This window comes from Marinobacter sp. es.048, assembly GCF_900188435.1.
Classification (GTDB): Bacteria; Pseudomonadota; Gammaproteobacteria; order Pseudomonadales; family Oleiphilaceae; genus Marinobacter.
Genome location: NZ_FYFA01000001.1, coordinates 377,143 through 402,255, shown reverse-complemented (window position 1 = coordinate 402,255; position 25,113 = coordinate 377,143). Strand labels below are relative to the sequence as shown.

The following is a 25,113-nucleotide window of genomic DNA, read 5'->3' as shown; positions in this document are numbered from 1 at the left end:
AACAAGGAACGAGAACATGAACTTCACAGAGGCCTCCCTGTTCTGGGGATTCCTGCTGGTCTACGGCGTGGTGATGTATTGGCTGTCGCCCAGGAGCAAGAACGCGAATTCGTTCTATAAGGGCGCGGATGACCAGGGTAACCCGGTAGGGCAGTGGTCGCTGACGGCGAGTATTTTTATCAGCTGGATCTTTGCCAAGTCGGTGACCAATGCGGCGAACCTGGGTGCGGCTTATGGGGTGGTTGGTGGTCTGGCCTATGCCAGTTACTGGCTGTCGATTCCGGTTGCGGGGTATGTGATCTATTTGATCCGGACCCAGACTGGCGCCAGGAGTTTGCAGGATTTTCTGACATCGCGTTTCGGGCGGTTTGCGGCGCTGGCGTTTGCGGCGGCGATTCTGATCCGGCTTTATAACGAGGTCTGGAGTAACACCGCGGTGGTGGGTGGTTATTTCGGTCTGCCGGGTGAGTGGGAATACTACGCGGCAGCGATGCTGTTTACGGTGTTTACTCTGGCCTACAGTCTGAAAGGTGGGCTGCGGTCGTCGATTTTCACCGATGTGATTCAGGCCTTTGTATTTGTGTTCTTTGTGGGGGCGGTGCTATTCCTGATCATTCCGGCCAACGACTCCAGCGCCCTGCTGACCAACGGCGAGTTCCGGCTCAATGCCGGTTTCGACCTGCTGTTAGTGGCTCTGTTGCAGCTGTTCAGCTATCCGTTCCACGATCCGGTGCTGACCGACCGGGGCTTTGTGAACAAGGAAAAGACCATGCTCAAGAGCTTTGTGGTGGCCGGGCTGCTGGGCTTTGTGGCGGTATTTATCTTCAGTCTGGTGGGTGTTCACGCCCGGCTTAACGGGATTGAGGCCATGGGCAATGCGCCTGCAGCGGTTGGGCAGTCCCTGGGGCTGGCGGCGTTGTTCTTCATGAGCGTGGTGATGATGACCTCGGCTGGTTCCACTCTCGATTCCACGTTTACCTCTTTGGCGAAGTCACTGGCGGTTGATCTGCCCCGGCTGGCAAAGCGTGCGTCTGACACGCTGCCGAGCATGCGGGTGGGGGCGGTTGTGATGGTGATCTTTGCCTTCCTGGGCAACCTGCCGATGTTTGCCGGGACCGATATTCTCAAGGCCACCACCATCTCCGGGACGATGGTGATGGGGCTGGCGCCAGTGTTCCTGTTCTATGGTTTCACCAAGTGGTCGCCCTGGAGTTTCCACCTGAGTTTCTGGACCGGTCTGGGGCTCGGGGTCTTGCTTGCGGTTGGGCTGATTCCCGCCAGCTGGGCGATTGGGGATGGCCAATACGCCATGTTGCTGGGCGTGAACGCCTACGGTTTCCTGATTTGTACCGCCGGTTTCTTTGCGCCTTTGCTGCTGCGGCGTCTTGCCGGGCGCTCGCTGGCTGCCGGTGAGGCCTGAAATCATGAGCGAAGGCCGTAGCTGTCCGCTGGCGTATCGTTACTCTGCTGAGTCCCTGTGCGAGGAGACCCGGCCGGTCTCCGAGGATGTGCTCTACATCATCGGAGGGCTTTACGGGAATCCCTGGGCCCTCGATGAAATTGAGCAGATGGCGCTGGCGGAGGAGCGTCAAGGGCACCGGGTGAAGCTGGTGTTCAATGGCGATTTCAACTGGTTCAACGACAGCGATACTCTGTTCCGGACCATCAATAACCGGGTGCTGGATCACACGGTCAGTCTGGGCAATGTGGACTATGAGCTGGCGAATCCCAGTGCCGGTGCCGGCTGTGGCTGCGCCTATCCGGATTTTGTTGATCAGGGGGTGGTGGAGCGGTCGAACCGGATCATGGAGCGGCTCCAGGGTATTGCTGGGGAACACCCGGATATCCAGCGTCGGTTGTCCTTGCTGCCCAGGTATCGATGCCTGATCTTTGGAGGCCTAAAGGTTTTGGTGGTGCATGGTGATCCTGAGTCCCTGGCCGGGTGGGGGTTGGCCCACGAAGCCTTTGCCGAGGGTAACGATGGCAAGCTCTCGGAATGGTTCCTGGCATCCGGAGCGGACGTTATTGCTTCCACCCACACTTGCCTGCCAGTACTCTGGTCGGGCCTGGTGGGTGAGCAGAGTCGCGTGGTGGTTAACAACGGATCGGCGGGCATGGGCAACCTGCAATCGGATCCGCGCGGACTTATTACCCGAGTTGGCCTCTCCAGCCCCGTCATTGAGCCTGTTGCCGGAATTGAACTCGAGGGTCTGCATGTCTCTCTGCTGCCAGTATGCTACTCCCTGGAGGCCTGGCTTCCGGAGTTTGACCGGCTATGGCCGGCTGGCTCGCCGGCGGCGGTGTCCTATCGGAACCGGATTCTGAATGGCACATCCCTGAGAGCCGACAATGTGATTTTCCCTTCACTAATTTAACCATTTTGTCACTGGCGAAAGCGTCAATCCGGTCTATTCTGAAAGAGTGAGCTGGGGCCTTGCCGTGGGCGGGTTTTGAGCTGTACTTGAAATATATTTTGTGGTCTATATAATTCAACACTAACTTTTTGCTACGAACTGATCACGCTATGACACCAGAAGGATCGAATACCACCGCCATCACGCTTCGCACGCCCGTGAAGGATGATGGCTTCAGGCTCCACCAGCTGGTGGCAGAGTGCCCGCCGCTGGACCCCAACTCGATTTACTGCAACCTGTTGCAGTGCAGCCACTTTGCCGAAACCGGCGTGGCCGCGGAGAAGGAAGGCGATCTGGTCGGCTTTATCTCCGGATACATCCCTCCCCAACAGCCCGATACCGTGTTTGTCTGGCAGGTGGCGGTTCACGAAAAAGGTCGTGGACAAGGCCTCGCCAAGCGGATGCTTAAAGAAATCGTTGGCCGTGATGCGTGCAAGAACGTCACCCACATGGAGACAACCATCACCGAGGACAACGAGGCCTCATGGGCGCTGTTCCGTTCATTCGCCCGTGATATGGGAGCCGAGCTCACCTACCACGAGCATTTCGAGAGAGAGACCCATTTCGGCGGGCAGCATGATTCCGAGTTTCTGCTGCGCATCGGGCCTTTCACGAAGCCAGCCTGAGAGCCGCGGTCCAGGATCGGCCCTGTCATCTGATTGCAGGGCCGTTAACGACTGTAAAGCTGTGATTTGAATTAGCCGGCGGACCACTGAGGTAGGTCTGTCACAAGGCTTAATCAACGCACGGTAGGCCTATCGCGACCGCATCAGCATTTTTTGATAAGCCACCGCGCATCTACCTCGAACCTGACATGCTAAGAGGCAAGACGATGGAAATTTTCAAGTCGACTGAATCCGAAGTACGTGTATATAGCCGTGCGTTTCCGGTTATCTTCAACCGCGCCAAGAACGCGCATCTGTACACCGAAGATGGCAAGGAATACCTGGATTTTCTCGCCGGCGCCGGTTCCCTGAACTACGGCCACAACAACGACACCCTGAAAAAGGCATTGCTGACCTACATCGAGGCAGATGGCGTCAGCCAGGGCCTGGACATGTTTACCACGGCCAAGCACGACTTTATGGAAGCCTACAAGAAGCACATTCTTGATCCTCGTGGTCTGGACTACAAAATGCAGTTTACCGGCCCGACCGGCACCAACTGTGTGGAAGCAGCCCTGAAGCTGGCCCGCAAGGTTAAAGGCCGCAGCGGCATCATCTCGTTCACCAATGGTTTCCATGGCGTCACCATGGGTGCCGTTGCTACCACCGGTAACAAGCACCACCGGGGTGGTGTTGGCACGCCGCTGGGCAATGTCGATTTCATGTTCTACGACGGCTACCTGGGCGACGATGTCGACACCCTGGCGATCATGGACAAACTGCTGAGCGACGGCTCTTCCGGTTTCGAACTGCCGGCGGCGGTGATCGTGGAAGCAGTCCAGGGCGAGGGCGGCCTTAACGCTTGTCGCGCTGAATGGCTGAAGGGTCTGTCCGAACTGTGCAAGAAGCACGACATTCTGCTGATTCTGGATGATATCCAGGCGGGTAATGGCCGCACCGGTGAGTTCTTCAGCTTTGAATTCGCCGGCATCAAGCCGGATATCGTAACTGTTTCCAAGTCCCTCAGCGGCTATGGTCTGCCGATGGCGCTGGTTCTGTTCAAGCCGGAACTCGACGTTTGGGATCCGGGCGAGCACAACGGCACCTTCCGCGGCAACAACATGGCGTTCATTACCGCACGGACCGCTGTGGAGACCTACTGGCAAGACGATGGGTTCGCCAATGAGGTGAAGGCCAAGACCAAGGTGCTGGGGGATGCCCTGCAGGCGATTTGCGACAAGTACCCCGGTGAGTTCAAAATGAAGGGGCGCGGTTTGATGCGTGGTATTGAAGCAACCCACGCGGACATCACAGGCCCGATTACCAAACGTGCCTTCGAGCACGGCCTGATCATCGAGACCAGTGGTCCGAATGATGAAGTCATCAAGTGCCTGATGCCGCTGACGACCAGCGAGGAAGACCTCAAGAAAGGGGCCGCCCTGCTGGCGAAAAGTGTGGACGAAATCATGCAGGAAGGGCTTAGCGAGGCGTCGTAAGACGCCCGCACTTCCGGACATTCATGCTGCAGGATAGCAAAGGCAAAACTATGACCAGCCAACAACATACCGTTGAAAAGATCGGCGGTACGTCGATGAGTAACTACGAGGCCGTCCGAGATAACATCATCATCGGTAATCGAAAGAAGGACGACCTGTATCAGCGCATTTTCGTGGTCTCTGCCTATGGCGGTGTGACCAACGAACTGCTGGAACACAAGAAGACCGGTGAGCCGGGCGTGTATGCCCTGTTTGCGGATGCCGAATCTGACTGGGCCTGGGGTGACGACCTCACCAAACTGGTCAAGTTTTTGACCGATATCAACGGCGAGCTGTTCGAGGATCCGATGCTCAAGCAGCAGGCGGATCAGTTCATCACTGACCGTGTTGAGGGTGTCCGCGGTTGCCTGATCGATCTGCAACGCTTGTGTTCCTACGGTCAGTTCCAGTTGGAAGAGCATCTTCTTACGGTACGGGAAATGCTGGCGGGTATCGGCGAGGCTCACAGTGCGTTCAACACCGCCCTGAAGCTTCAGCAGGAAGGCATCAATGCCCGCTTTGTGGATCTGACCGGCTGGCGCGATAACGAGTTGCTGCCGCTGGACGAGAAGCTCAAGCAGGCCTTCGATGCAGTGGACCTCACCCGTGAGCTGCCAATCGTGACCGGTTACGCCCAGTGCAAGGAAGGCCTGATGCGCACCTTCGACCGCGGTTACAGTGAGATGACGTTCAGCCGGGTGGCGGTGATTACCGAGGCCCGCGAGGCAGTTATCCACAAGGAATATCATCTGAGCTCCGCCGATCCCAACATCGTTGGCGCAGACAAGGTTGTTCCCCTGGGGCGCACCAACTACGACGTTGCCGACCAGTTGGCCAACCTTGGTATGGAGGCGATTCACCCCCGTGCTGGTAAGGGGATGCGCCAGAACGAGATTCCGCTGCGGGTGATGAACACCTTTGAGCCAGAGCATACTGGTACCCTGATCACCGGCGATTACGTCAGTGAAAAGCCGCAGGTGGAGATCATTGCCGGCGCCAAGGGTGTGTTTGCGGTGGAAGTGTTCGATCAGGACATGCAGGGCGAGCCCGGTTCCGACCGTCGGATTCTGGATGTACTGAGCCGTTTCAAGGTTCGGTTCATGTCCAAGGACACCAACGCCAACACCATTACCCATTACGTGGGCAGCACCCTGAAACACGTCAAGCGGGTGGTCAAGGCGTTGAAGGAAGAGTTCCCCAACGCCGAAATCAACACCCGTAAGGTGGCGGTTGTTTCCGCCATCGGTAGCGATATGAAGGTTCCGGGCATTCTGGCTCGCTCCGTCAAGGCGCTGGCCGACGAAGAAATCAGCGTGCTGGCTTTACACCAATGCATGCGCCAGGTGGACATCCAGTTTGTGGTGGATGAGGACGACTACAAGAAGGCGATCGTTGCTCTGCACGGTGTGCTGATCGAGCCACACAACCACGAATACGCCATTGTCGCAGCCTGAGTTTCTGTAACCTCCTCGCACAATGCCCACAGCCGACCGCCCGCGTCGTCTGTGGGTTTTTACTGACCCTGCCCCGGTAAATCCATCAGCTTCAGCACGTCGTATTCTTTGATGTAACTTCTGACCGGTACCTTAGCCATGCGAACGACCGAAAGGCTGGGACCGTCTCCGACAACGCCCAACGATGGTGAAAGGGATTCCCTGGTCGGGCTGTACTTCAGGGATGCGTCCCGGTATGAACTGCTGACAGATGAGGCTGAACGTCGCCTCTCCCGCAAACTGACACTGTGTTACCGAATTATCAGTACCGAACTGGTCTTGCCGGAGGAGACCCCGCAGACGTTCAGGGAGGTGATTGGTAGCTTGGGAGATGCCTGTGCGTTTTCTTCCCGATGTCGCCGGGCCTTCCATCTGGCGACCGCCTGTCGTCGCAAACTGATCCAGAGCAATCTGCGTCTGGCGGTGCATATTGCCCGACGTTACGGGCAGCACGGCATTCCTATGTCGGACCTGATCCAGGACGCCAATGTAGGCCTGATCAAGGCAGTGGAGCGCTTTGATCCCACCAAAGGCTTTCGGTTCTCGACCTACGCCTATTGGTGGATCAGCGAGGAGGTGAAGCGCTGCCTGCAACGCGGGACGCGTCTGGTGCACACTCCGGAGAACGTGGTGGACGAGATCCGCCAGCTGCACAAAGTGTCTCTGAGAATGCATCAGAGTCTCGGTCGGACGCCTTCCCAATCCGAGCTGGCGCGCGAGATGGAAGCGACCCCGTCAAGGATTGGCGAGCTCAGGGCGCTCGCCACCAGAGAGCTTTCTACTGATGTACCTCTGGTGGAAGACGGTTCGGTCACGCTTGGTGACAATCTGGACGCTGGTGATCAGATGGCGCCGGACCATCCCATGTCGGACAGGGATCATCGACGTGCTCTGAAGTCCATGCTCAGCGAGCTGAGTGACCGGGAGAAAGACATTCTGTCTCGCCGTTACGGTCTTGGCCTGCCCGAGCCGGAAACCCTTCAGGTCATTTCGGATGATCTTGGCATCAGTCGAGAGCGGGTCCGTCAGATCGAGAAAACGGCACTGAGGAAATTGCAGACCCGTTTTGAAACCCCCGAAGATGCCTTTGGAGCCTGATCGCTGATCGGGCTCTCCATTCCCGGAAAACTCAGTGAGCTGCGTGGAGAAGGAAGAACCAGGCGGCTGCAGTGAGCTGGCAAACCAGCACCACCGAGGTGAGAACGAGCCTCAGGCGCAGGTACCAGTCTGGCCAGTACACCCGCATCCAACGTGCATCTACCAGGTAAAGCGCCAGATAAGCGCCGGTATAGAGTGCAATCTGCCCGGTAACTGGCAGGAGAAGGCCAATGCCGGCAGCAACAAAGAATACCTGGCTGAGCAACATGGTAACCAGAGGTGACAACGGATAGCAGCAGTTATCCAGCTGCATGGCAATTGGCCAGTAAACTCCGGCCATAAAGGCCAGAATACCTGCGCTGTAGAGGTAAAAGTAGCCGAGCAGGGCAATGCTGTACTGAGGCATGAAGAAAAGCCCCGCCAGGATACCGATAAACGGGATCAGGCCGGCGATACCAACGAGAATGGCGAGTCGTGCTACTGCGATCACGGTTTCTGCCTCTGTACCCTGATTCGCATGGGTTCAACGTGCGAAGGTTCCATGCCAACCATTTCATGGTAGGCGGAGGGATGTACCACTTGGGTTTCCCGGATATCGAAGGATGCCAGGGTATCCTGTATCTGCCAGGCACTTCGGAACAGGCTGGTAGTGCCGTTTTTCTCGGAAAGTAGAAGCGGTTGATCATCCATACTCAGGCGTGCCATGTAGTGCTGGCCCTCAAGCGAGAGGATCTCAAGCAGGTCGATAACAGGACTCTTCAGGCTTCTGAGTTGGTCGAGGGTGATTCGCACAGTAAGGCTCCGGGGTTTGAAACACCTCAGAACTTACGACCCCCCAGTCTATTGAGATCATTGGCCCAGTAAATAGCATTGCCTGTGCTGCGGGCACTGGACCAGATGATCGTTCACCATGCCGGTGGCCTGCATGAAGGCGTAAACAATGGTTGGGCCGACAAAGGTAAAGCCGGTACGTTTCAGGGCCTTCGACATGGCTTCGGATTCCGGCGTGGCGGTAGGGACCTCGGAAAATGAACGCCAGTGGTTCTGAATCGGCTGATTGTCGACAAAAGACCAGAGGAAATCGCTGAAGCCAATACCTCTATCCCGTAAATCCAGATAGCCCCGGGCATTCTTGATGATGGACTGTACCTTCAGCCGGTTGCGGATGATGCCCGGGTTGTTCAGCAGCGTCTCCACCCTGGCCTCATCGTAATGCACGATCTTTTCCGGATTGAAATGATCGTAGGCCGCCCGGTAATTTTCCTGTTTCCGTAGGATGGTGATCCAGCTCAGGCCGGCCTGCTGGCCGTCCAGGCAGAGTTTTTCGAACAATGCCAGGTCATCGTATTCGGGGCGGCCCCAAACGGTATCGTGATAGTGCACGTAAAGTGGGTCGTCGCCGCACCATGGGCAGCGTTCGGGATTATCCATACATCGACCTGTGTTTTCTGTATTTTGCTCGGATTCGCACTACGGGCTTTTACGGCGAATAGTGCGCTGGAACAGCGGCTCCCAGGAGGCCTCCATGGGTTCGGCATCCACCAGGGCAAAGTCGTGTGGCGGCGGTTCAAGCAATGTGATCTCCGGCCATACCGGCCGGATTCCCCGGTACACCACGGTCACAAGATAGCCTTCAATGTAGCAACAGGCCGCCTGCCAGTCCTGTTCGGGTTGATCGCCGTAGATCTCGAAGTTTTTCCTTACTTCCAGTGTCTGCAGGTTGCCGGCAATCCCTCTTCCGGTCGCTTTTAGCCAAGCCTCTTTCAGGGTCCAGACCTTGAGGAACGTATTGGAATCGTCCTCCCGGAACAACCATTCCTGCTCCACGGGAGAGAACCAGCGCTTCACCACTTTCTGCCACTGAGCATGGCGCTGGCAAGGCTCCAGATCCAGTCCAATAGGTGAGCCTGCGCGGGTGGCGCAGGCTGAAAGGCCCTGGCTGTGACTGAGGGACAGTCGCCAGCCTTCAGGCGTGCCCGAGGCATTGGGCCTTCCAGGCACCGGGCAGCAAAGTTCCGGCGCGACGTCAGCTGACTTTCCGATGGCCTGGCGAATCAGCCAGCGGCTGGACAGGTACTCCCGTTCCCGGGGACCGCTAAACTTGCTCGCCGTCTGGCGTTCATAGTCAGTCAGCCAATCCGGGTGAGCGATCTCCGGGCCATCTGTCTGGTGGCACAGCCAGATAGGCGGTCGGGCATCAGGGCTGAAGTCGTTGGATGAACCAGCCATCGCCGTCCCTCACATATTCAAATCGGTCATGGAGCCGGCTGGGCCGGCCCTGCCAGAACTCGATACGGTCGGGAACGATGCGGTAACCGCCCCAGAAACTGGGCAGTGGCACTTCGCCGTCACTGAATTTGCGTTTGATCTCGGCCACCTTCTGTTCGAGCAGTCCTCTGGAGGTGATGGCCTTGCTCTGTTCGGAAACCCAGGCGCCAATCTGGCTGCCCCTTGGCCGCGACGCAAAGTAGCGCAGGGACTCCGCTTTGCTGACCTTTTCCACTGCGCCCTGGATTCGAACCTGGCGATTCAGGCCGATCCACGGGAACAACAGGGCCGCCTGAGGGTTCTCTTCCATCTCGCTGGCCTTCCGGCTGCCGTAATTGGTATAGAAGACAAAACCATGATTGTCGAAATACTTCAGCAAGACGGTGCGAAGGTCCGGCATGCCATCCCGCCCTGTGGTTGCCAGTGACATGGCATTAGGTTCCACGATGCCTGCCTCGCGGGCGTCCTCAAACCAGGTCTGGAACTGCCTGACCGGATCATCATCCAGTGCATCGCGATCAAGCCCCTCACTTTCGAAATCACGACGCATATCGCCGATGTCCATAATTCTTCCTCTCACTCGAGTTCTACTGGCACGGGATAATTACGACTCCGAAGCATATCGGGTTCAGGCCTGGCTGTCAGCGCTGCTTATGTCCGAATCAGTTACATAAATCCAACAATAGAATGAGACCCGGTTCACAGCTTAATCGTATCTCTCCGGACGTTGATGCCGGCCAGCGTTCAGCAAAAGAAAACGCTGGCTCGTTCGCAACCACTAATAAAAGGTCTGAATACGATGATGTCCGAATATGATCTGCCCCTCGTTGTAGCATCGTTCCTGATCGCTGTGCTGGCGGCTTATGCGGCTCTGTTTTTTGGCGCCAGACTTTCCAGTGCCAATCCCGGCGAGCGCCGGAAATGGTTGCTTGCCGGCGCCCTGTTGATGGGAACTGGAGTCTGGACCATGCATTTTGTGGGCATGCGGGCGATGCCGATGGACGTCGCCATGACATTTGATGTCCTGATGACGGCTGTTTCCTGGCTTGCCGCTGTGGTTGCGTCTGGCGTTGCTCTGCATATTATCGGGCGTAAACGTCTGGGGCCGCCCCTGTTTATTGGTGCGACGCTGTCCATGGCCGGCGGCATTGTTGTCATGCATTACCTGGGAATGTACGCGATGCGAATGTCATCACCGCCGACATTCAATATCGGCTTTCTTTTAGTTTCCGTCGTGATTGCCATTTTTGCTTCCGGGGCCGCTCTTGCCCTGTGCCGTAAACTGCAGGACATGGACGGCTCGGGATCCATGGCGATTCAGTTCGTGGCTGCCCTGGTAATGGCTGCGGCGATTTGTGGTATGCACTACACCGGCATGATGGCGATGACTTTCCCTGAAGGCGCCGTACCTGCGGCTGACAATGGGCTGCGCGGGGGCTGGATGGGTATACCACTGCCCGTTTTCTGTATCGCTCTGCTCGCTGTCGCGCTGGTGGTGACTGTTCTGGACGTGAAGCACCAGCGGGAACTTGCGGTGTTCAAGGCAGAAGAGGACAAGCGGGTGGCAGAACTTGCCTTCACCGATGCCCTCACGGGGCTGCCGAATCGTTCAGCACTGGAACAACGTCTGCTGGATATCCTTGCCCGAGACACCGCAGGTGGCAACCCGTTTGCCCTGATCTATCTGGATATCGCGAACTTCCGTGAGCTTTCCGCCGGCATGAGGGATGAATCGTTGAATGCAGTGGTCAAGGAGATCAGTGAGGCATTACGGGATCAGATGTCGGATCAGGTGTTCCTGGCCCGCTATTCTGCCAGCGCCTTCTTTGCCCTGGTGCCGGATCACGAGGGTAGTCAGCACGCCTTCATGTACAAACGGCTACGGCAGATCGATGAGCGGATTGGCACATCGGCTATGCCGGTCACCTGGCGAGCTGGTCAGTCTGCTTACCCGGCAACTGGCAACTCCACACGCAAGCTGGTTCGCGCTGCCATGGTCCCGAGAGACCTTAATGAGATTGGTCAGTTTGCGAACATCGCCGCTGATCCGGAGCTGGTGTTGCCGAGTCATAATCGCCACAGCTGACAAATCGCTACCAGGCCGACTATCCTTGTGAAAAGGCAAGCGGGCAAGATTGCCCCGGGAATCCGCCGTTTATAAGGAGATGTCCGTGGCCCAGAGCCGTAAACGCAGTCATATGTCCAGGAATCTGCTGATCGGATTCCTGGTACTCCTGATCCTGTACACCCTGGCCGGTTTCCTGCTACTTCCGTGGTGGCTGGAGCGACAGGTGCCGGAGCAGCTGAACCAGCAGATGGGCTGGCAGGCAGAAATCACCGAGATTCGTACCAATCCATTTACCCTGCGGGTCGAAGCGCTGGGGTTGTCGGCAGTCGATACGGATGGTGAACAGGTGGTTGGCTTCGATAGGCTCATGGTGAACATGAATTTTTTCCAGCTGGTTCGCGGCATTGTCGGTTTTGAAGCAATTCAGCTGGACGAGCCCTACGTTCGGGTGGACCTGCTGGAAGACTACAGCGTTAATTTCGCCAGAGACTGGCAGGCGGCCAATCCGGAGTCTGCTCAGGAGGAGCCGGCCGCGGGGCAAGCAGAGGATGAATCTGGTCCACCCAGGCTCTATTTCTCGCGAATTGTGCTGAACGGCGGCGAAATGCTGTTTCGGGACTTCACCAAACAGGGGATGGCAGAGTTTCGAGTTACCCCACTGGATCTCACCTTGAACGACCTCGCCACCTGGCGCCGTGAAGGGCAGGACAGCGATTATTCGCTGCTGGCGGCCTTGGGTAGCCAGACCATAGAGTGGCAAGGTGATCTGAGTGTCGCACCGTTTTACTCCAACGGTACTCTCAAGGTGTCATCGGTGAACCATGAAACCCTGTCCCATTTTCTGGCGCCGTTTTTCCCTTATGACCTTCGTGGCGGCAGCGTAACCCTCAGCTCAGATTATGAAATCCAGGCCGGTGATGCTTTTTACCTCGAAACGACCAATGGCCAGCTGGCGCTGGAGGATCTTGCTATCGCCCTGGATGAGCAGAGTGAACAAGCCAGATTGAGCAACGCCCTACTGTCTGTGGATGCCATCGGTTTCGACCTGAACCGGCGGGAGGTCCATATTGGTCAGGTTTCCCTGGACAACCTGGACCTTTCCCTGGCGCGGAGTGCAACCGGAGAGATCGACTGGTTGGTTCCGCTGGCCTCCGATCAAGGTGAGGCTGGAAGCGAAGGCGAAGCGTCATCCGCCGGGCAGCCATTCCGTTGGTCAGTAGCGGGCATAAGGCTCTCCGGAGGGCGTGTTCTTTGGCAGGACAGTCAGCCGCAGTCGGCGGCTGAAATTGCCCTTGAGCAGCTCTCGGTTTCGGTTGGAAAGTTAAGTCACCAACTTGAGGAACCGGTTACTTACGAAGCAAAGGGAACCTTGGCCAGTGGTGGCCAGTTGTCGCTGAATGGCCAGGTAACGCCCGCGCCTTTCACACTCGAAGCTGCTATCTCTGGAAGCGGTGTGGCGCTGAATGCCTTCGAGCCTTACGTTCAGGAAGGCGCCAATCTGGCCATAACCAATGGCACGCTGGGAGTGGACGGTAATCTGGATCTCGACGGCCAGCAGGAACCTCTCACCGGTACCTTTAGCGGTACTGCCGAAGTGGCCGGCCTTGACCTGAAGCTGCCTGACAGTTCCGGCTCTCTGGTGTCATGGCAAACGCTGCGCCTTGCGCCGATTGAGTACAATGTCCACCCCGCCCGGCTGGAAATCGGCACCGTGACCCTGGCTCAGCCGGTCATCAACATCGTCCGCAATACCGACAGCGTCCATAATGTGGAGCGCATTGCCAGGACGTCCGGTTCCGCCGATGAGCAGGAACCGGCTACGGACGCTCAGGAAACGGGTGACTCCGAGCCGGGGTTCATTTTCCGCATTGGCCAGCTGATGCTGGAAAATGGCGAGCTGGGGTATACCGACCGCACGTTGGAACCGGCGTTTACCACCTCGTTTGATGAGCTGAACGGCAGCCTAACAGGCCTCAGCAACATTTCCCCACAGCAGGGCAAGGTGTCCATCCGGGGCCGGGTCGGCGGTGTGGCCGATCTGGACTTTGAAGGCACCATTGGTACCCTCGGCACCGAGGACGTCAGCGACCTCCAGCTGTTTATGCAGGATCTGTCGCTGCCGGCGCTCTCGCCTTATTTCGGGCGGTACCTGGGCTATGGCGTGAACAGTGGCAAGCTGAACCTGAATCTGGATTATGAAATTGCCGGCTCTCGGATTGATGCATCCAATCTGGTAGTGATGGATCGTCTGGAACTGGGTTCCGTCATAACCAGCGACCAGGCCGTCAACGCGCCGGTCAAGCTTGGCCTGGCCCTGTTGCGGGACAGCAAAGGGGTGATCGAAGTGGACCTGCCCATCAGCGGCGACATGTCCGACCCGGACTTCAGCGTAGGTAAGGTGGTGATGCGAGCGTTTGTGAACCTGTTGGCGAAGGCAGCGGCATCGCCGTTCAGTATGCTCGGCTCCATTGCAGAACTGGCCGGCCTGAGCGGGGAAGAGCTCGGCAAGGTAAGCTTTATTCCCGGCAGTATCCAGTTGGCCGAAGGCGAGGCCGAAAAGCTCGCGGCTCTGGCAGACGCGCTGCTGGAACGGCCAGACCTGCTGTTGAATATTCGGGGTAATGTCGAGCCCAAGGCCGACGGACTGGCCCTGTTGCGGGACGACCTGACTGCCGGTGGTGAAAAGGAGTTGTCCGAGGAGGCATGGCAGGAGGCCCGTGAAGCCTACCTGGCCGGTGAGCGCTCACTGGCGCAGGAAGCGTTGAGCAACCTGGCATCCTCGCGGGGAGTGACACTGCGCAATGTTCTGCAGCAAACTCACGGGGTACCTGCGGATCAGTTGTTCCTGCTGGATCCGGCCCGCAATGCGGAAGTGGGCGGCGAGGGTCACGTTATTGTCGCGTTCAATCTGGATGTTCGTTGAGTTCAGGGCCCCTCGAAACCGGCTGGCAATTGCAGTCCCCAGTTTTCAACGAGTTGACGGTATCGACCATTATCAATAAGCGGCGTAAGAAGCCGCAGCATCTCGTCTGCACTTGCAGCGCCGCCCTTTCGGGCGATGATGCTGAGCTGGTATCGCTGGTCCGGTTCCCTTGAGATCATCAATTTGTCCCAGTCTTCCGGATGCCTGGCCAGGTGCCGCTGAAGGTAGGAGTAGCTGATAATGGCGACTTCGGCAACGGACGGCCGGTCTGCCTTGATCAACTTCAAATTGCGGGTGTGGTTGTCGGAAAATTCAATGTCGAATTTTTGCTCCAGCACGGAATTGTCGGTTTCGTACCCGGTAAAACCATAGTGATAGCCTGAAATGGCAACAATCGACCGCTGTTCCAGATCCTCAAAGAATGAAGTGTCGCGGCCCGGCTTTTTGAGAGCGACATACAGCTCTTCATCCGCCAGAATGGGCCGGGAAATGTCGACGTTTCTCTTGGTCCAGCCCCAGTCGGGGCTCTCGAAGAAGATAACGTCGTACAGGCCGGCCTCGAAATCCATGTAGCGACGCTTGGGCGAGGTGTGAAAGACTCGGAAGGATACCGTTGGGTGGGTCTGCTCGAGTTCGTGCAGCAGGTCTCCGAGCAGGCCGGTGGGTTCACCGTTGTTGCCAACACTGGCAATTGGGGGAAAGTGGTAAACGCCCACAGTGATTTCGGTTTCTTCTGCATATGCCGGCGCAGCAACCAGCATAATAGCGGCAGCAAGGATGGCCAGTATCTTCCGAATCGCTTCTTGAGCGGGCACGATGCTTCCCGGTTATGTAATAATTGAATACGCATTCAGAATAGCACGGGGATTTTGTGCATCTGAAGGAAAAGATTATGAACTTATGCAAAACAGGTCTGTGAGTGATGGGTAACGTTGCCAGCCATTTTTTCGCCTATGTCTCCCGCCTGCGCTGGATCAAGCGTTGGGGGCTGATGCGTAATGCTATTGAGGAAAACGTGGCCACCCATTCCTGGGAGGTGGCAACCCTCGCCCACGCGCTTGCCATCGTCCGCAACCGCCATTTTGGCGGCCAGGTGAACGCCGATCGTATTGCCGCGGCAGCGCTTTACCATGATGCGACGGAGGTGATTACCGGGGATATGCCGACACCGGTGAAATACCATTCGAAGGTGATGCGAGAGGCATTCGGGGACATTGAACACAAGGCGGAGGCCGAGCTGCTGGCGCTGTTACCGGAGGATCTGCGGGAGGACTTTTCTCCCTACGTTCGGGAATCGCAGTTACCGGCAGAAGACAAAGAACTGATCAAGGCCGCCGACAGGTTGTCGGCGTGGCTCAAGTGTCAGGCGGAGGTTCGTGCCGGCAACAAGGAATTCGAGCCGGCCGCCCGACAGATCCGCCAGCGGCTGGACGCAGACGGACTGCCAGAGGTCGCCTATTTCCTGAAGGTGTTTGCCCCCAGTTACGAGCAACCCCTGGATAATCTTCTGGGTTGAGAGGCTTTCAGGCTTCAGCTGTTACCTGCGGAGCCAACCAGCCCGCCACGCAGGCCATCGCGCTGCAAATGCTGGCGAACGGTGTCCTCGGGGCTGCCGGCCAGCTCACGGAACATGCCCATGGAGCCCAGCAGTGCTGAGGATTCATAGGGCACGAACACCCGCTCTCCCTCTTTCGCCATATTCGGCAAAACCTTGATGTAGCTCTGGCCCAGAAGGTAACCAATAACAGTCTGTTTGTTTGCCTCGGAGTCACCCATGGCACTGAGTACCAATCGGATCGACTCCTGCTCGCCCTGGGCCCGGAGAATCGCGGACTCCTTGTCGCCCTGAGCATTCAGAATGGCAGACTCGCGCTGGCCCTGGGCCATGGCGATGGCCGCCGATTTTTCACCTTCGGCTTCGGTGACCGTGGCCCGGCGCTTTCGTTCCGCAGCCATCTGCAACCGCATGGCCTCTTCCACTTCTTCCGGCATGCTGATGTCCTGGACCTCCACCCGGGTAAGCTTGACGCCCCATTTGGAAGCGGCCTCTTCCATCTCCGCCTGGATGGCGTTATTCACCTCGCTGCGGGATTCGAACAGCTTGTCCAGTTCCATCTTGCCCACCACCGAGCGCAGGGTGGTCTTTGCCAGAACTTCCACCGCCTGGCTCATGTTGGCCACTTCATAAACAGCCCGACGCGGGTCAATGATCTGGTAGTAGAGGGCGCCGTTGATCTTCACCGTAACGTTGTCAGTGGTCACCACCGGTTGTCCCGGGAAGTCCATTACCGTTTCCCGGCGGTCAATCCGAACCTCATCACTCATGACCGGATGATAATCCTCTCCCATGCGAACGTAGCGAATCATGGTGATCGGCCGGGGCCGCTCGATGAAGGGAATGATGATGTTCACGCCGCTTTCAAGAATCCGGTTGAACGAACCGAGGCGCTCGATGACCATAACCTCGGATTGGCGCACGATGACCAGACCCTTGGCAATGATAAAGATGCCAATAGCGACCAGGATCAGGCTGATGATCAGCCCGGGTGAAAGATACTGTTCCATGCTTACTTTTCCTTGTGTGTGATCGTCTCAACAACGGCGGTAGTGCCGTCAAACTGTTTGAAAATGACGTCGGTTCCTTCCGGTAGGTCGGTTTCTCCGGTGTCAGTCACTCGCAGGCGATAAAAATCGCCATTGACCTTGATGCCGGTGGCATCGTCAAAATCCCGCTTCAGGGTACGGTAGCGACGGCCCTGCTCGACACCTGTGCCTGTGGTTCCATAAGCCACGCCTTTGGGTGAGAAGCGCGGTCGGATCCAGCGAATGGCGACGGGTACCAGGATTCCCGAGAACACCCCCATCCCCGCGAGCTGCCATTCGAATGGCACATTGAGGAAAGCCAGCAAGGCGGTCAGTGCCGCGGCAATGCCCAGGGCCAGAAGCAAGAGCACTCCGGACGCCAGTTCAGCCAGGCTCAATACCAGGGCGAGGATCAGCCAGAAATGCGTAAGACTCCATTCCATAAAGAAAATCCACAGATTCAGGGGAAGGTAGTTGGTCGGTGTCGCGCACCGGCCAACGGCAAAGGATTGTACCGGAAACCGGGGTGTCGCGTCAGAGGGTGGCCGGAATGTCATGTGGCCTGGTTCACTAAAGCCATATCCCCTGAGCAGGCAATTGTTAGAGTATCTGCTTTAATTGCCAGAGCACACAACAAGAGGTCTGTGACCATGAAGAATCTGAAGAACAAAGTTGCCGTCGTTACCGGTGCCGGTTCGGGTATTGGCCGCGCGCTCGCCAGGTCGCTGGCGGACCGGGGCTGCCGGCTGGCACTGTCGGACGTCAATGAAGCAGGCCTTGCGGAAACGGCGGAAGCGCTTGGAAACGCCGATACGAAGACCTATCGGCTGGATGTGTCCGATCGTGATGCCATCTTTGCCCATGCAGAGGAAGTTGTTAAAGACTTTGGCCAGGTCAATCTGGTTATCAACAACGCGGGCGTTGCGCTGTCTGCCACCGTGCGGGAGATGACCGACGAGGACTTCAAATGGGTCATGGATATTGATTTCTGGGGCGTTGCCCATGGAACCCGGGCCTTCCTGCCACACCTGATTGCCTCGGGCGATGGCCATGTGGTGAACGTGTCCAGTGTATTCGGCCTCATTGGTGTGCCCAAACAGAGTGCCTACAATGCCGCCAAGTTTGCGGTTCGCGGATTCACCGAAGCCCTGCGCCAGGAAATGAAGCTGGAGAACCAACCGGTGGCGGTGAGCTGTGTGCACCCGGGCGGCATCCGGACCAACATTGCCAATGCTGCGCGCATGGGCAAGTCCGAGAACGCCGTTGCCCAACGCAAAGGCTTCGATAAACTCGCCATGACCACGCCGGAGAAGGCAGCCGAAATCATGGTGAAAGGCATCCTCAAGAACGAGTCCCGTATCCTGGTGGGCCCGGATGCCTGGGGAATTGACGCGATCAACCGGCTGCTGGGTTCCGCGTACCAGCCGCTGGTCGAGCGCTTCTCCCGCAAAAACCTTTATATATGACAACACCCCGCGTATGGCGGGCCTGACGATCGGGCCCGCTGTACGTTTTACAAACAGTTTTTCGGGGCTATACTCGGAGGCTGATCCAAGGAAGAGTCAGCATGAATACGCCTCACCATTCCGACTTGGGGGCCACTCTGGAACAGAGCCGCTCAGGTCTGCGCGACAGCCATCGCCGCTCGTTGATGCGGCTGCTTTTTCTGGTTACCGGCTCTGCTCTGGTCATTTTCGCGTGCCTGCAGTTCCTCAATGGCTACCCCTGGGTAGGTGTTGGTGAGCTGTGTGCCAGCGCGTTGCTGTTTATCGGGGTTTGGCGCCTGAAATTCACGCCGCATCTGCAGCAATGGGTTTATGGCTATCTGGTGCCGCTTTTTGCGTTTTTCCTGGTGATCATGCTGTTACCGGAAGCCTCGGTGTCCGCTTTCGTCTGGGTGTTGATGATGCCGGTTCTCGCCTACCTGCTGCTTGGTAAAAAAGAGGGCATGGTTCTCAGCGCGCCTTTCATGATTGTTGGCGGCGTTATCTACTACATCAACCTTGGCCAGCTCGGCAGCCCCCATGCGATGATTGATCTGCTCAACATGGTGTTGTGTGGTGCGCTCATGCTGGCATTTATTCACCTGTATGAGGGGCGGCGGGAAGAGGCCGAACAGCGCCTGGTGGATATGGCCCAGACCGATGCACTGACTGGTCTGGCCAACCGCAGCAACTTCCAGGGCACGTTGAGCCGTACCATTGCCGAGGGCGAACGCAGCGGTAACGGATTTGCGCTCGTGGTTATGGATATTGACCACTTCAAGGTCGTCAACGACACCTTGGGCCATGAGGCCGGAGATTTCGTGCTCAAGAACATCAGCCGATGTCTGACCGAGCGCCTGAGAAGCACAGACTTTGTCGGTCGCCTGGGTGGCGAGGAGTTCGGGCTGATTCTGAGAGATGTTAAACCTTCGGATGCCTTTTTACTGATGGAGGAGCTGCGCCAGCGAATCTCAGACCGTGAACTGCCCTATGGCGATGCGAAAATCCGGGTGACTGCTTCCTTCGGCGTTGCCCAGTGGCCAGACCATGGTCGCGAGGCTGAAAGCCTTTTTCGGGTGGCCGATCGGTGGCTCTATAGCGGCAAACGAGCCGGGCGCAACTGCGTGGTAGGTGCCGGCCATAATCCCCGCCAACTTGAGATTCTCACTGTCGAAGCAAGCTGATTCCGGTATTCTTGGGGCAACCATCCTCCGGCAAGAATAATGTAGCCCATGTGTGAACTACTGGCCATGAGCGCCAACACCCCCACGGACCTTTGTTTCAGCTTTACCGGCCTGACCCGTCGGGGTGGACAGACCGGCCCGCACAAGGACGGCTGGGGCGTGGCCTTCTACGAAGGCAAGGGCGTACGGGCCTTCCACGACGCCGGTGCCAGCGCCAGTTCCCGAATCGCTGAAGTGGTCCAGACCCATCCGATCAAAAGCGAGGTGGCCATCTGCCATATCCGTCAGGCCAACGTCGGCGACATCTGCCTGGCCAACACCCATCCCTTTATGCGCGAACTCTGGGGCCGCTACTGGGTCTTCGCCCACAACGGCCAGCTCTCCGCCTTCCGTTCAAATCCGGGTTTCTACGAACCGGTTGGCACCACCGACAGCGAAGCCCTGTTCTGCGATATCCTGAATCACTTACGCAGCGACTGTGACCGGAACACCCCGACTGACGACATCATCGATCGGCTCGTACGCCTGTCGAAGACTTACGCCAGCCAGGGCGTGTTCAACCTCTTGCTGAGTAACGGCGACTGGCTCTTCACCTACTGCACCACCAAAATGGCCAGCATCACCCGCCGGGCCCCGTTCGGCCCGGCCCGACTCAAAGATGCGGATGTTACCGTGGATTTCGAATCGGAAACCACGCCCAACGACATAGTCAGTGTGATTGTGACGGAACCGCTGACCACCGATGAAAAATGGGATGTCTACCAGCCGGGCGAATGGCGACTTTGGCGCAAAGGAGAGGTTGTTCGATCCGGCGTCGCTGAGCCGTAGGCCTGACCCGGGAGTGGGGAATCGGGTGGGGAGGTCTTTCTTCCGGGAAAAGGCAACTCGCTGCGCTCAGACATCATTTTCCCTGCACAAAGACCTCCCCACCCGATTCCCTTCAGGGTTGGGATTTGCTTCTGTGATTTACTGAAGCGTCCTGCGATTACCTTTCTTGTACTGCGGTGCAATGTGCGCCTGGATTTCCTCTTTGAAACGGGCAATCAGATCGCTGTTGTCGTGATCCCAGGGGTGGAAACCGGGTTTGAAGTACTCCAGCCATGTGGGAATCAGGCTCGAGAAGGTACCGTTTACGCCCCAGAGGCGCCAGAGACCCGTGGCCGTGTCTTTCAAAGAGAAATTCTTGCGGTCGTTCAGCATCATCCGGCTGGTGAAATAGCTGCTCATCACACCCAGGGCGGCGGTGCTGAACGCGAGGTAAAAGGTTCTTTCCGCGTAGGTGCCGCCCGCTGCCTGGAAAACGTCGTAGGCAACTGCCTTATGCTCGGTTTCTTCGATTGCGTGCCAGACCCACAGCGGGCGCATGGATTCATCCATGTCCTGGCGCACATCGTCACGGGCCAGCAGCATGTCGGCCATCATTGCGGTCAGATGTTCCAGGGCACAGGTAATGGCCAGCTGGTGACGCTTGGGCAGCTTCCTGGTGATACCCAAAACCACTTCCAGGTGTTTTTCCAGTTCTTTCACCGGCATGCCCTGATCACGAACATGCTGGTTCATGGCGACGTGTTCCAGGGAGTGCATGGCCTCCTGGCCAATGAATCCGCGTATCTCTTCCTTCAGCTTGGGATCGGAGATCTGGTCCCGGAACGCTCTCACCGAATCCACGAAGAACTGTTCGCCCTGAGGAAACAGCACCGAGAGCGCATTCATGACGTGGCTGATGGTGTAGCTGTTGTCGACCCAGTAACGGGGCACCTGGTCGCCGAACTCAAACCCCATGCGCTGGGCGGTGATGGTGACGTTGTCCGGTGTGTTGGAGGCCCGGGTAACCGGAGCCGTCTTCTTTTCTTCGGTTTTGCTGCTCAGCATGTGTGTGCTCCTCACTCTGGCTGATGTCATGGCTCCAGTGTGGGACAGTCAATGTCTGGCAGGAATGCGCAAAGGGGACGGCGGTCGATCAGGATGGGACACGGGCCGGAAATTGATTGGCCATTCTGACGACGACCAGGGTGTGCCGGGCCCCACTGTAGCGGCGGGGGGCACCTGATAGAGTCCACTGAAGTGCTTCAGCCACGCCAATAAGAAGGAATGCCAATGACTGCAACCGGTCCGGACAAAGAACGGCAGATGCTGGGATTGTTCCTGGTGCCGGGCGCTTACCTGCGGGTTCTGGCCGAGACAGTCCGGCAACTGGGCTATAACGACCGGTTACTCTATGAAGGCCTGGATTTCTCCCCGGACGATCTCAAGTCCAACGACAGCCGGGTATTTGTCACCGATGCCATCATCATGGCCAAACGGGCAGTGAACCTGGCCGGTCAGGACGGTCTCAGCTTTATGCTGGCCCGGGAGTTGCGGCTGACAATCCACGGCACCCTGGGCTTCGCGGCCCTCACCAGCCCCACCTTCGCCGATGCCCTGGATTCTGTGCGCCGATACCTGCATCTGCGGGTGCCGTTTCTCGGCATGAGCCAGTCCGAAGCGGGCGATCAGGTGCTGGTAAAACTCTGCACCGAATTCGAAGTGCCCGGCCTCTATCCGTTTCTGGCGGAGACCGTCAGCGCCACCCTGATCCTGCTGACCGAACAGCTCCTGGATCGGGACGACGCCATCAAACGCGGCTTCGCCCTAGAAGATCGCAAACTGACGGGCGTCACCGTTCGCCTGAGCGCGCTGGAGCCGGCCTGGTACCGGCAGTTTGCGGACCAGCTGCCGGTCCGGTTCGAATACGGCCAGCCCGACGAAATGATGGTCTTCCCGAGGGAACTTCTGAATGTGCAGATGCGTCTTGCCGACGCCGAAGCCTCCCGAATGGCCCGCGACCAGTGCGAGTTCGAGCTGCAGAAAGCTTTGAAGGAACAGGGCGACATCGTCATGGCGATCCGGAACATGCTCAGGATGATGCCGGGGCCCTTGCCGTCCCTGGAAGCCATGTCCGAGCGTTTCTGCGTCTCGTCCCGAACCCTGAAACGCCGGCTGGCGGACCGGGATACAAGTTACCGGGAAATCCTCGAATCGGTGCTTAAAGACCGGGCGATCCAGCTGCTCCGGTATACCAATCAATCGGTCAGCGAGATTGCTTACGAGCTGGGGTATGCGGACCTTTCAAACTTCAGCCGGGCTTTCCGGAAGTGGACCGGCAAGTCGGCCAGCGAGTTTCGCGAGGGTGGTCCGGATCCGGCGCCTGAGGTTGGTCCCTGAGGTTTGTCTTGGGTGCTCGTTCGGGCTTTTCGGGCCGCTTGTTGGGAGCGTGGTCGCAGGGTGGGGCATAAATTTTTCGGGTAAAAAGCAACTCGCTTCGCTCAGACATCTTTTTCCCCGAAAAATTTATGCCCCACCCCACGCCCTGCTGACAGCTGAGAATGCCGTCAGAAGAGTTATTGCTCGTTCTTAATTTGTTTTTCTAATCCTATGCCACAATGGTTCGACGGACGGGGGGAAGGAATATTTTCCCGACAGGAAAAAGATGTCTGAGCGAAGCGAGTTGTTTTTCCCGAGGGAAAATATTCCTTCCCCCCGTCCAGCCCCCAGCACATGCAGGCTAGGGTTATAGTGTAAATCGGCTACGAATCCAGAAGGATGATAACGGATATGACAGATCGCCCAGACACCCACAGCAAACTGATCGGCTACCTGCTCTGGATCTTCGGATTCCTGGGCTCGCACCGGTTTTACTACGGCAAACCCGTTACCGGCACCATCTGGTTCTTTACTCTGGGGCTGCTGTTTATCGGCTGGATTATCGACCTGTTCCTGATCCCGGCCATGGACCGGGAGGCGGATCTGCGGTTCCGGGAAGGCGAAGTCAGCTACAACATCGGCTGGATCCTGCTGACCTTCCTCGGTGTGTTCGGTATTCACCGGATGTACATGGGCAAGTGGATCACCGGCATCATCTACCTGTTTACCGGCGGCCTGTTCCTGATCGGTGTGCTGTATGACTTCTGGACCCTGAATAACCAGATCTCCATCCGCAACGAGGAGCGTCGCTTCGGCTGATCGAGCTGTTCACAAACCGGCAGCGGCCTCCAGTTCGACCAGGGCCTCTTCGAGGTAGTCGAGCATCCGCTGCAGGCTGGGTAGCGTGCGGCGGCAGCCGATGAGGCCGAATTCCACTTGGTCACCGTAGCTGGTCAGGGTCATGTTCAGGGCCAGGCGGTCCATGGCGATGGAGACCGGGTACATGCCGTCGAGCGTGGCGCCGTTCCAGTAACAGGTTTCTCTCGGTCCGGGGACGTTGGAGATCACCACGTTGAAGGTCTGCCACTTCGGTGCCATGCCGGTAAGCAGGTTAAAGGCCGCCGGCGCCAGGGTCAGGGCGGTGTAGTTGATGATTTCCTCCGGGGACATGTCGGCGTAGCGGTCCTTGGCGGCTTTCACGTCCTCATGGATCTGCATCAGCCGGGTGACCGGGCTGGTGACATCGGTGTGTAGCGATGCGAGGATAACGCCCACCTGATTGCCGCCGGAGCTGTCACCCTTGCGCAATGACACCGGCACCATGGCGATCAGCGGTTTCTCGGGCAGGGCGTCCTGGTTCATCAGGTAGCTTCGCAGCGCGGTAGCGCACATGGCCATCACCACATCATTGACCGTGGTTCGGTAGGTTTTACACACCGCCTTTATCCGGCTGAGCTCGTAGGATTGCGCCGCGAAGCGCCGGGAGCCCGTGATCTTCTTGTTCAGGATGCTGCGGGGTGCGTGGAAGATAGAAGAATAGGCCGGGTCTTTGCGGGCGTCGTTGATGGTTCGCAGCAGTTCCCGGGCCACGGTGGGCACGGTGCCCAGTTGCTTGCCGGATTCGCCCAGCAGATGGCCGATACTTCGCCACAGGGAGGGGCCGCCATCATCCTTTTCACGGGCCGGGCGGGGTGGCATGGCCCAGATCGGCGGCATGTCCCGTTCGCCGGTATCCTGGCACAGCATCTGGGTGACCATCCGCATGGCTGATACGCCGTCCACCAGGGCATGGTGCACCTTGATGTACACGGCAAACTGCCGCTCCCCCAGCCCTTCAATCAGGTGAAATTCCCACAGCGGACGCTCGCGGTCCATCAGGTGGGAATGTTCTGCCGAAACAAACGACAACAGTTCCCTGACCCGCCCGGGTGTCGGCAGTGCTTCGACCCGGAAATGGTGCTCCAGGTCCAGATGCTCATCCTCCACCCAGACCGGCTGGCCAAAACGGTAATCCAGGCGCTGGTTGAACGGCGGTGTTACCTTTGTGTACTGCCTGAGCCGGTCGGCCAGCTGCGCGACGTAGTCATCCGGTGCATCGTCGGGAAAAGAAAACAGCTGGAGACCGCCCACGTGCATGGGCTGCTGCCGCTTTTCCAGCCATAGAAAAAGCTGATCCGTAGGGCTGAGAGGTTTCACGGGGCGTCCTTGTTATCAGTGTTGTGACAATAGTAGCTCAGATGGCTGGCGACGGAATTGACCCCGGTTCGCATTACCC

At 57.7% G+C, this 25,113-nt stretch carries 24 protein-coding genes; 14 read left to right on the top strand and 10 right to left on the bottom strand.

What is annotated here, in order from left to right; genetic code table 11:
- The first annotated feature begins 16 nt into the window (after positions 1-16).
- The 6 genes from CFT65_RS01910 (at position 17) to CFT65_RS01885 (ending at position 7,145) form a co-directional block, all read left to right on the top strand.
- Complete coding sequence (locus CFT65_RS01910) at positions 17-1,420, top strand: sodium:solute symporter family transporter (protein ID WP_088826359.1); 1,404 nt, start codon at positions 17-19, stop codon at positions 1,418-1,420.
- Between the two features lie 4 nt (positions 1,421-1,424).
- Positions 1,425-2,375 carry a hypothetical protein gene (locus CFT65_RS01905; protein ID WP_088826358.1) on the top strand — a complete coding sequence of 317 codons (951 nt, stop codon included), beginning with the start codon at positions 1,425-1,427 and terminating at the stop codon, positions 2,373-2,375.
- 149 nt (positions 2,376-2,524) lie between these two features.
- Positions 2,525-3,040, top strand: coding sequence for a diaminobutyrate acetyltransferase (gene ectA / locus CFT65_RS01900; RefSeq protein WP_088826357.1), 516 nt, complete (start codon positions 2,525-2,527; stop codon positions 3,038-3,040).
- A gap of 206 nt (positions 3,041-3,246) precedes the next feature.
- Positions 3,247-4,515 carry a diaminobutyrate--2-oxoglutarate transaminase gene (gene ectB, locus CFT65_RS01895; RefSeq protein ID WP_088826356.1) on the top strand — a complete coding sequence of 423 codons (1,269 nt, stop codon included), beginning with the start codon at positions 3,247-3,249 and terminating at the stop codon, positions 4,513-4,515.
- 50 nt (positions 4,516-4,565) lie between these two features.
- Complete coding sequence (locus tag CFT65_RS01890) at positions 4,566-6,008, top strand: aspartate kinase (protein ID WP_088828123.1); 1,443 nt, start codon at positions 4,566-4,568, stop codon at positions 6,006-6,008.
- Positions 6,009-6,146: 138 nt separating this feature from the next.
- The gene (locus tag CFT65_RS01885; RefSeq protein ID WP_088826355.1) at positions 6,147-7,145 is read left to right on the top strand and encodes a sigma-70 family RNA polymerase sigma factor; all 999 of its coding nucleotides are present in this window, start codon (positions 6,147-6,149) and stop codon (positions 7,143-7,145) included.
- Between the two features lie 31 nt (positions 7,146-7,176).
- Here CFT65_RS01885 and CFT65_RS01880 read toward each other — a convergent pair whose 3' ends face one another.
- Genes CFT65_RS01880 through pdxH form a run of 5 tightly spaced genes read right to left on the bottom strand, consistent with a single transcriptional unit; the run spans position 7,177 to position 9,978 of the window.
- Complete coding sequence (locus tag CFT65_RS01880; RefSeq protein ID WP_088826354.1) at positions 7,177-7,635, bottom strand: DUF3429 domain-containing protein; 459 nt, start codon at positions 7,633-7,635, stop codon at positions 7,177-7,179.
- Complete coding sequence (locus CFT65_RS01875) at positions 7,632-7,937, bottom strand: DUF6482 family protein (protein WP_088826353.1); 306 nt, start codon at positions 7,935-7,937, stop codon at positions 7,632-7,634. The genes CFT65_RS01880 and CFT65_RS01875 overlap by 4 nt, the downstream gene beginning before the upstream one ends.
- A gap of 57 nt (positions 7,938-7,994) precedes the next feature.
- Positions 7,995-8,576, bottom strand: a complete 582-nt coding sequence (locus CFT65_RS01870) for a DNA-3-methyladenine glycosylase I (protein WP_088826352.1) — start codon at positions 8,574-8,576, stop codon at positions 7,995-7,997.
- A 39-nt stretch (positions 8,577-8,615) separates the two neighbouring features.
- A complete protein-coding gene (locus CFT65_RS01865; RefSeq protein ID WP_088826351.1) occupies positions 8,616-9,374 on the bottom strand; it encodes a 4'-phosphopantetheinyl transferase family protein in 759 nt (252 codons plus the stop codon).
- The gene (gene pdxH, locus CFT65_RS01860; RefSeq protein WP_088826350.1) at positions 9,343-9,978 is read right to left on the bottom strand and encodes a pyridoxamine 5'-phosphate oxidase; all 636 of its coding nucleotides are present in this window, start codon (positions 9,976-9,978) and stop codon (positions 9,343-9,345) included. Before pdxH ends, CFT65_RS01865 begins: the two co-directional genes overlap by 32 nt.
- A 234-nt stretch (positions 9,979-10,212) precedes the next feature.
- Between pdxH and CFT65_RS19425 the strand changes: the two genes are divergently transcribed.
- Positions 10,213-11,499: an MHYT domain-containing protein gene (locus CFT65_RS19425; protein WP_088828122.1), complete on the top strand. Its 1,287-nt coding sequence runs from the start codon at positions 10,213-10,215 to the stop codon at positions 11,497-11,499.
- A 79-nt stretch (positions 11,500-11,578) separates the two neighbouring features.
- The gene (locus CFT65_RS01850; protein WP_088826349.1) at positions 11,579-14,404 is read left to right on the top strand and encodes a DUF748 domain-containing protein; all 2,826 of its coding nucleotides are present in this window, start codon (positions 11,579-11,581) and stop codon (positions 14,402-14,404) included.
- 2 nt (positions 14,405-14,406) lie between these two features.
- Here CFT65_RS01850 and CFT65_RS01845 read toward each other — a convergent pair whose 3' ends face one another.
- Complete coding sequence (locus CFT65_RS01845; protein WP_228705763.1) at positions 14,407-15,219, bottom strand: substrate-binding periplasmic protein; 813 nt, start codon at positions 15,217-15,219, stop codon at positions 14,407-14,409.
- A gap of 107 nt (positions 15,220-15,326) precedes the next feature.
- Here CFT65_RS01845 and yfbR point away from each other — a divergent pair, with 107 nt between their 5' ends.
- Positions 15,327-15,920 (top strand): 5'-deoxynucleotidase, encoded by a 594-nt coding sequence (yfbR, locus tag CFT65_RS01840; protein WP_088826348.1) that lies wholly within the window; start codon positions 15,327-15,329, stop codon positions 15,918-15,920.
- Between the two features lie 14 nt (positions 15,921-15,934).
- Here yfbR and CFT65_RS01835 read toward each other — a convergent pair whose 3' ends face one another.
- Together CFT65_RS01835 and CFT65_RS01830 are read right to left on the bottom strand one after the other, a co-directional pair.
- The gene (locus CFT65_RS01835; RefSeq protein ID WP_088826347.1) at positions 15,935-16,969 is read right to left on the bottom strand and encodes an SPFH domain-containing protein; all 1,035 of its coding nucleotides are present in this window, start codon (positions 16,967-16,969) and stop codon (positions 15,935-15,937) included.
- Positions 16,970-16,971: 2 nt separating this feature from the next.
- Positions 16,972-17,430 (bottom strand): NfeD family protein, encoded by a 459-nt coding sequence (locus CFT65_RS01830; RefSeq protein WP_088828120.1) that lies wholly within the window; start codon positions 17,428-17,430, stop codon positions 16,972-16,974.
- 207 nt (positions 17,431-17,637) lie between these two features.
- Here CFT65_RS01830 and CFT65_RS01825 point away from each other — a divergent pair, with 207 nt between their 5' ends.
- The 3 genes from CFT65_RS01825 (at position 17,638) to CFT65_RS01815 (ending at position 20,483) form a co-directional block, all read left to right on the top strand.
- The gene (locus tag CFT65_RS01825; RefSeq protein ID WP_088826346.1) at positions 17,638-18,453 is read left to right on the top strand and encodes an SDR family NAD(P)-dependent oxidoreductase; all 816 of its coding nucleotides are present in this window, start codon (positions 17,638-17,640) and stop codon (positions 18,451-18,453) included.
- 101 nt (positions 18,454-18,554) lie between these two features.
- The gene (locus tag CFT65_RS01820) at positions 18,555-19,655 is read left to right on the top strand and encodes a GGDEF domain-containing protein (protein ID WP_088826345.1); all 1,101 of its coding nucleotides are present in this window, start codon (positions 18,555-18,557) and stop codon (positions 19,653-19,655) included.
- A 48-nt stretch (positions 19,656-19,703) separates the two neighbouring features.
- Positions 19,704-20,483: a class II glutamine amidotransferase gene (locus CFT65_RS01815; RefSeq protein WP_088826344.1), complete on the top strand. Its 780-nt coding sequence runs from the start codon at positions 19,704-19,706 to the stop codon at positions 20,481-20,483.
- Between the two features lie 138 nt (positions 20,484-20,621).
- On the opposite strand, the gene CFT65_RS01810 is transcribed toward CFT65_RS01815, so the two are convergent.
- Positions 20,622-21,527 carry a metal-dependent hydrolase gene (locus tag CFT65_RS01810; RefSeq protein WP_088826343.1) on the bottom strand — a complete coding sequence of 302 codons (906 nt, stop codon included), beginning with the start codon at positions 21,525-21,527 and terminating at the stop codon, positions 20,622-20,624.
- Positions 21,528-21,752: 225 nt separating this feature from the next.
- On the opposite strand from CFT65_RS01810, the gene CFT65_RS01800 reads away from it, so the two are divergent.
- Both CFT65_RS01800 and CFT65_RS01795 read left to right on the top strand, forming a co-directional pair.
- The gene (locus tag CFT65_RS01800) at positions 21,753-22,859 is read left to right on the top strand and encodes a helix-turn-helix domain-containing protein (RefSeq protein WP_088826341.1); all 1,107 of its coding nucleotides are present in this window, start codon (positions 21,753-21,755) and stop codon (positions 22,857-22,859) included.
- 390 nt (positions 22,860-23,249) lie between these two features.
- A complete protein-coding gene (locus tag CFT65_RS01795) occupies positions 23,250-23,657 on the top strand; it encodes an NINE protein (RefSeq protein ID WP_062783424.1) in 408 nt (135 codons plus the stop codon).
- 9 nt (positions 23,658-23,666) lie between these two features.
- Here CFT65_RS01795 and CFT65_RS01790 read toward each other — a convergent pair whose 3' ends face one another.
- Positions 23,667-25,034: a WS/DGAT/MGAT family O-acyltransferase gene (locus CFT65_RS01790; RefSeq protein ID WP_088826340.1), complete on the bottom strand. Its 1,368-nt coding sequence runs from the start codon at positions 25,032-25,034 to the stop codon at positions 23,667-23,669.
- Positions 25,035-25,113 lie beyond the last annotated feature (79 nt).

Coding starts and splice junctions, on each gene's coding strand:
- CFT65_RS01810 (WP_088826343.1), bottom strand. CDS start 21,527: ATGCTGAGCAGCAAAACCGAAGAAAAGAAGACGGCTCCGGTTACCCGG.
- CFT65_RS01825 (WP_088826346.1), top strand. CDS start 17,638: ATGAAGAATCTGAAGAACAAAGTTGCCGTCGTTACCGGTGCCGGTTCG.
- ectB (WP_088826356.1), top strand. CDS start 3,247: ATGGAAATTTTCAAGTCGACTGAATCCGAAGTACGTGTATATAGCCGT.
- CFT65_RS01815 (WP_088826344.1), top strand. CDS start 19,704: ATGTGTGAACTACTGGCCATGAGCGCCAACACCCCCACGGACCTTTGT.
- CFT65_RS01905 (WP_088826358.1), top strand. CDS start 1,425: ATGAGCGAAGGCCGTAGCTGTCCGCTGGCGTATCGTTACTCTGCTGAG.
- CFT65_RS19425 (WP_088828122.1), top strand. CDS start 10,213: ATGATGTCCGAATATGATCTGCCCCTCGTTGTAGCATCGTTCCTGATC.
- CFT65_RS01910 (WP_088826359.1), top strand. CDS start 17: ATGAACTTCACAGAGGCCTCCCTGTTCTGGGGATTCCTGCTGGTCTAC.
- ectA (WP_088826357.1), top strand. CDS start 2,525: ATGACACCAGAAGGATCGAATACCACCGCCATCACGCTTCGCACGCCC.
- CFT65_RS01885 (WP_088826355.1), top strand. CDS start 6,147: ATGCGAACGACCGAAAGGCTGGGACCGTCTCCGACAACGCCCAACGAT.
- CFT65_RS01890 (WP_088828123.1), top strand. CDS start 4,566: ATGACCAGCCAACAACATACCGTTGAAAAGATCGGCGGTACGTCGATG.
- CFT65_RS01835 (WP_088826347.1), bottom strand. CDS start 16,969: ATGGAACAGTATCTTTCACCCGGGCTGATCATCAGCCTGATCCTGGTC.
- CFT65_RS01820 (WP_088826345.1), top strand. CDS start 18,555: ATGAATACGCCTCACCATTCCGACTTGGGGGCCACTCTGGAACAGAGC.
- CFT65_RS01870 (WP_088826352.1), bottom strand. CDS start 8,576: ATGGATAATCCCGAACGCTGCCCATGGTGCGGCGACGACCCACTTTAC.
- CFT65_RS01795 (WP_062783424.1), top strand. CDS start 23,250: ATGACAGATCGCCCAGACACCCACAGCAAACTGATCGGCTACCTGCTC.
- CFT65_RS01865 (WP_088826351.1), bottom strand. CDS start 9,374: ATGGCTGGTTCATCCAACGACTTCAGCCCTGATGCCCGACCGCCTATC.
- CFT65_RS01800 (WP_088826341.1), top strand. CDS start 21,753: ATGACTGCAACCGGTCCGGACAAAGAACGGCAGATGCTGGGATTGTTC.
- pdxH (WP_088826350.1), bottom strand. CDS start 9,978: ATGGACATCGGCGATATGCGTCGTGATTTCGAAAGTGAGGGGCTTGAT.
- CFT65_RS01850 (WP_088826349.1), top strand. CDS start 11,579: ATGTCCGTGGCCCAGAGCCGTAAACGCAGTCATATGTCCAGGAATCTG.
- yfbR (WP_088826348.1), top strand. CDS start 15,327: ATGGGTAACGTTGCCAGCCATTTTTTCGCCTATGTCTCCCGCCTGCGC.
- CFT65_RS01830 (WP_088828120.1), bottom strand. CDS start 17,430: ATGGAATGGAGTCTTACGCATTTCTGGCTGATCCTCGCCCTGGTATTG.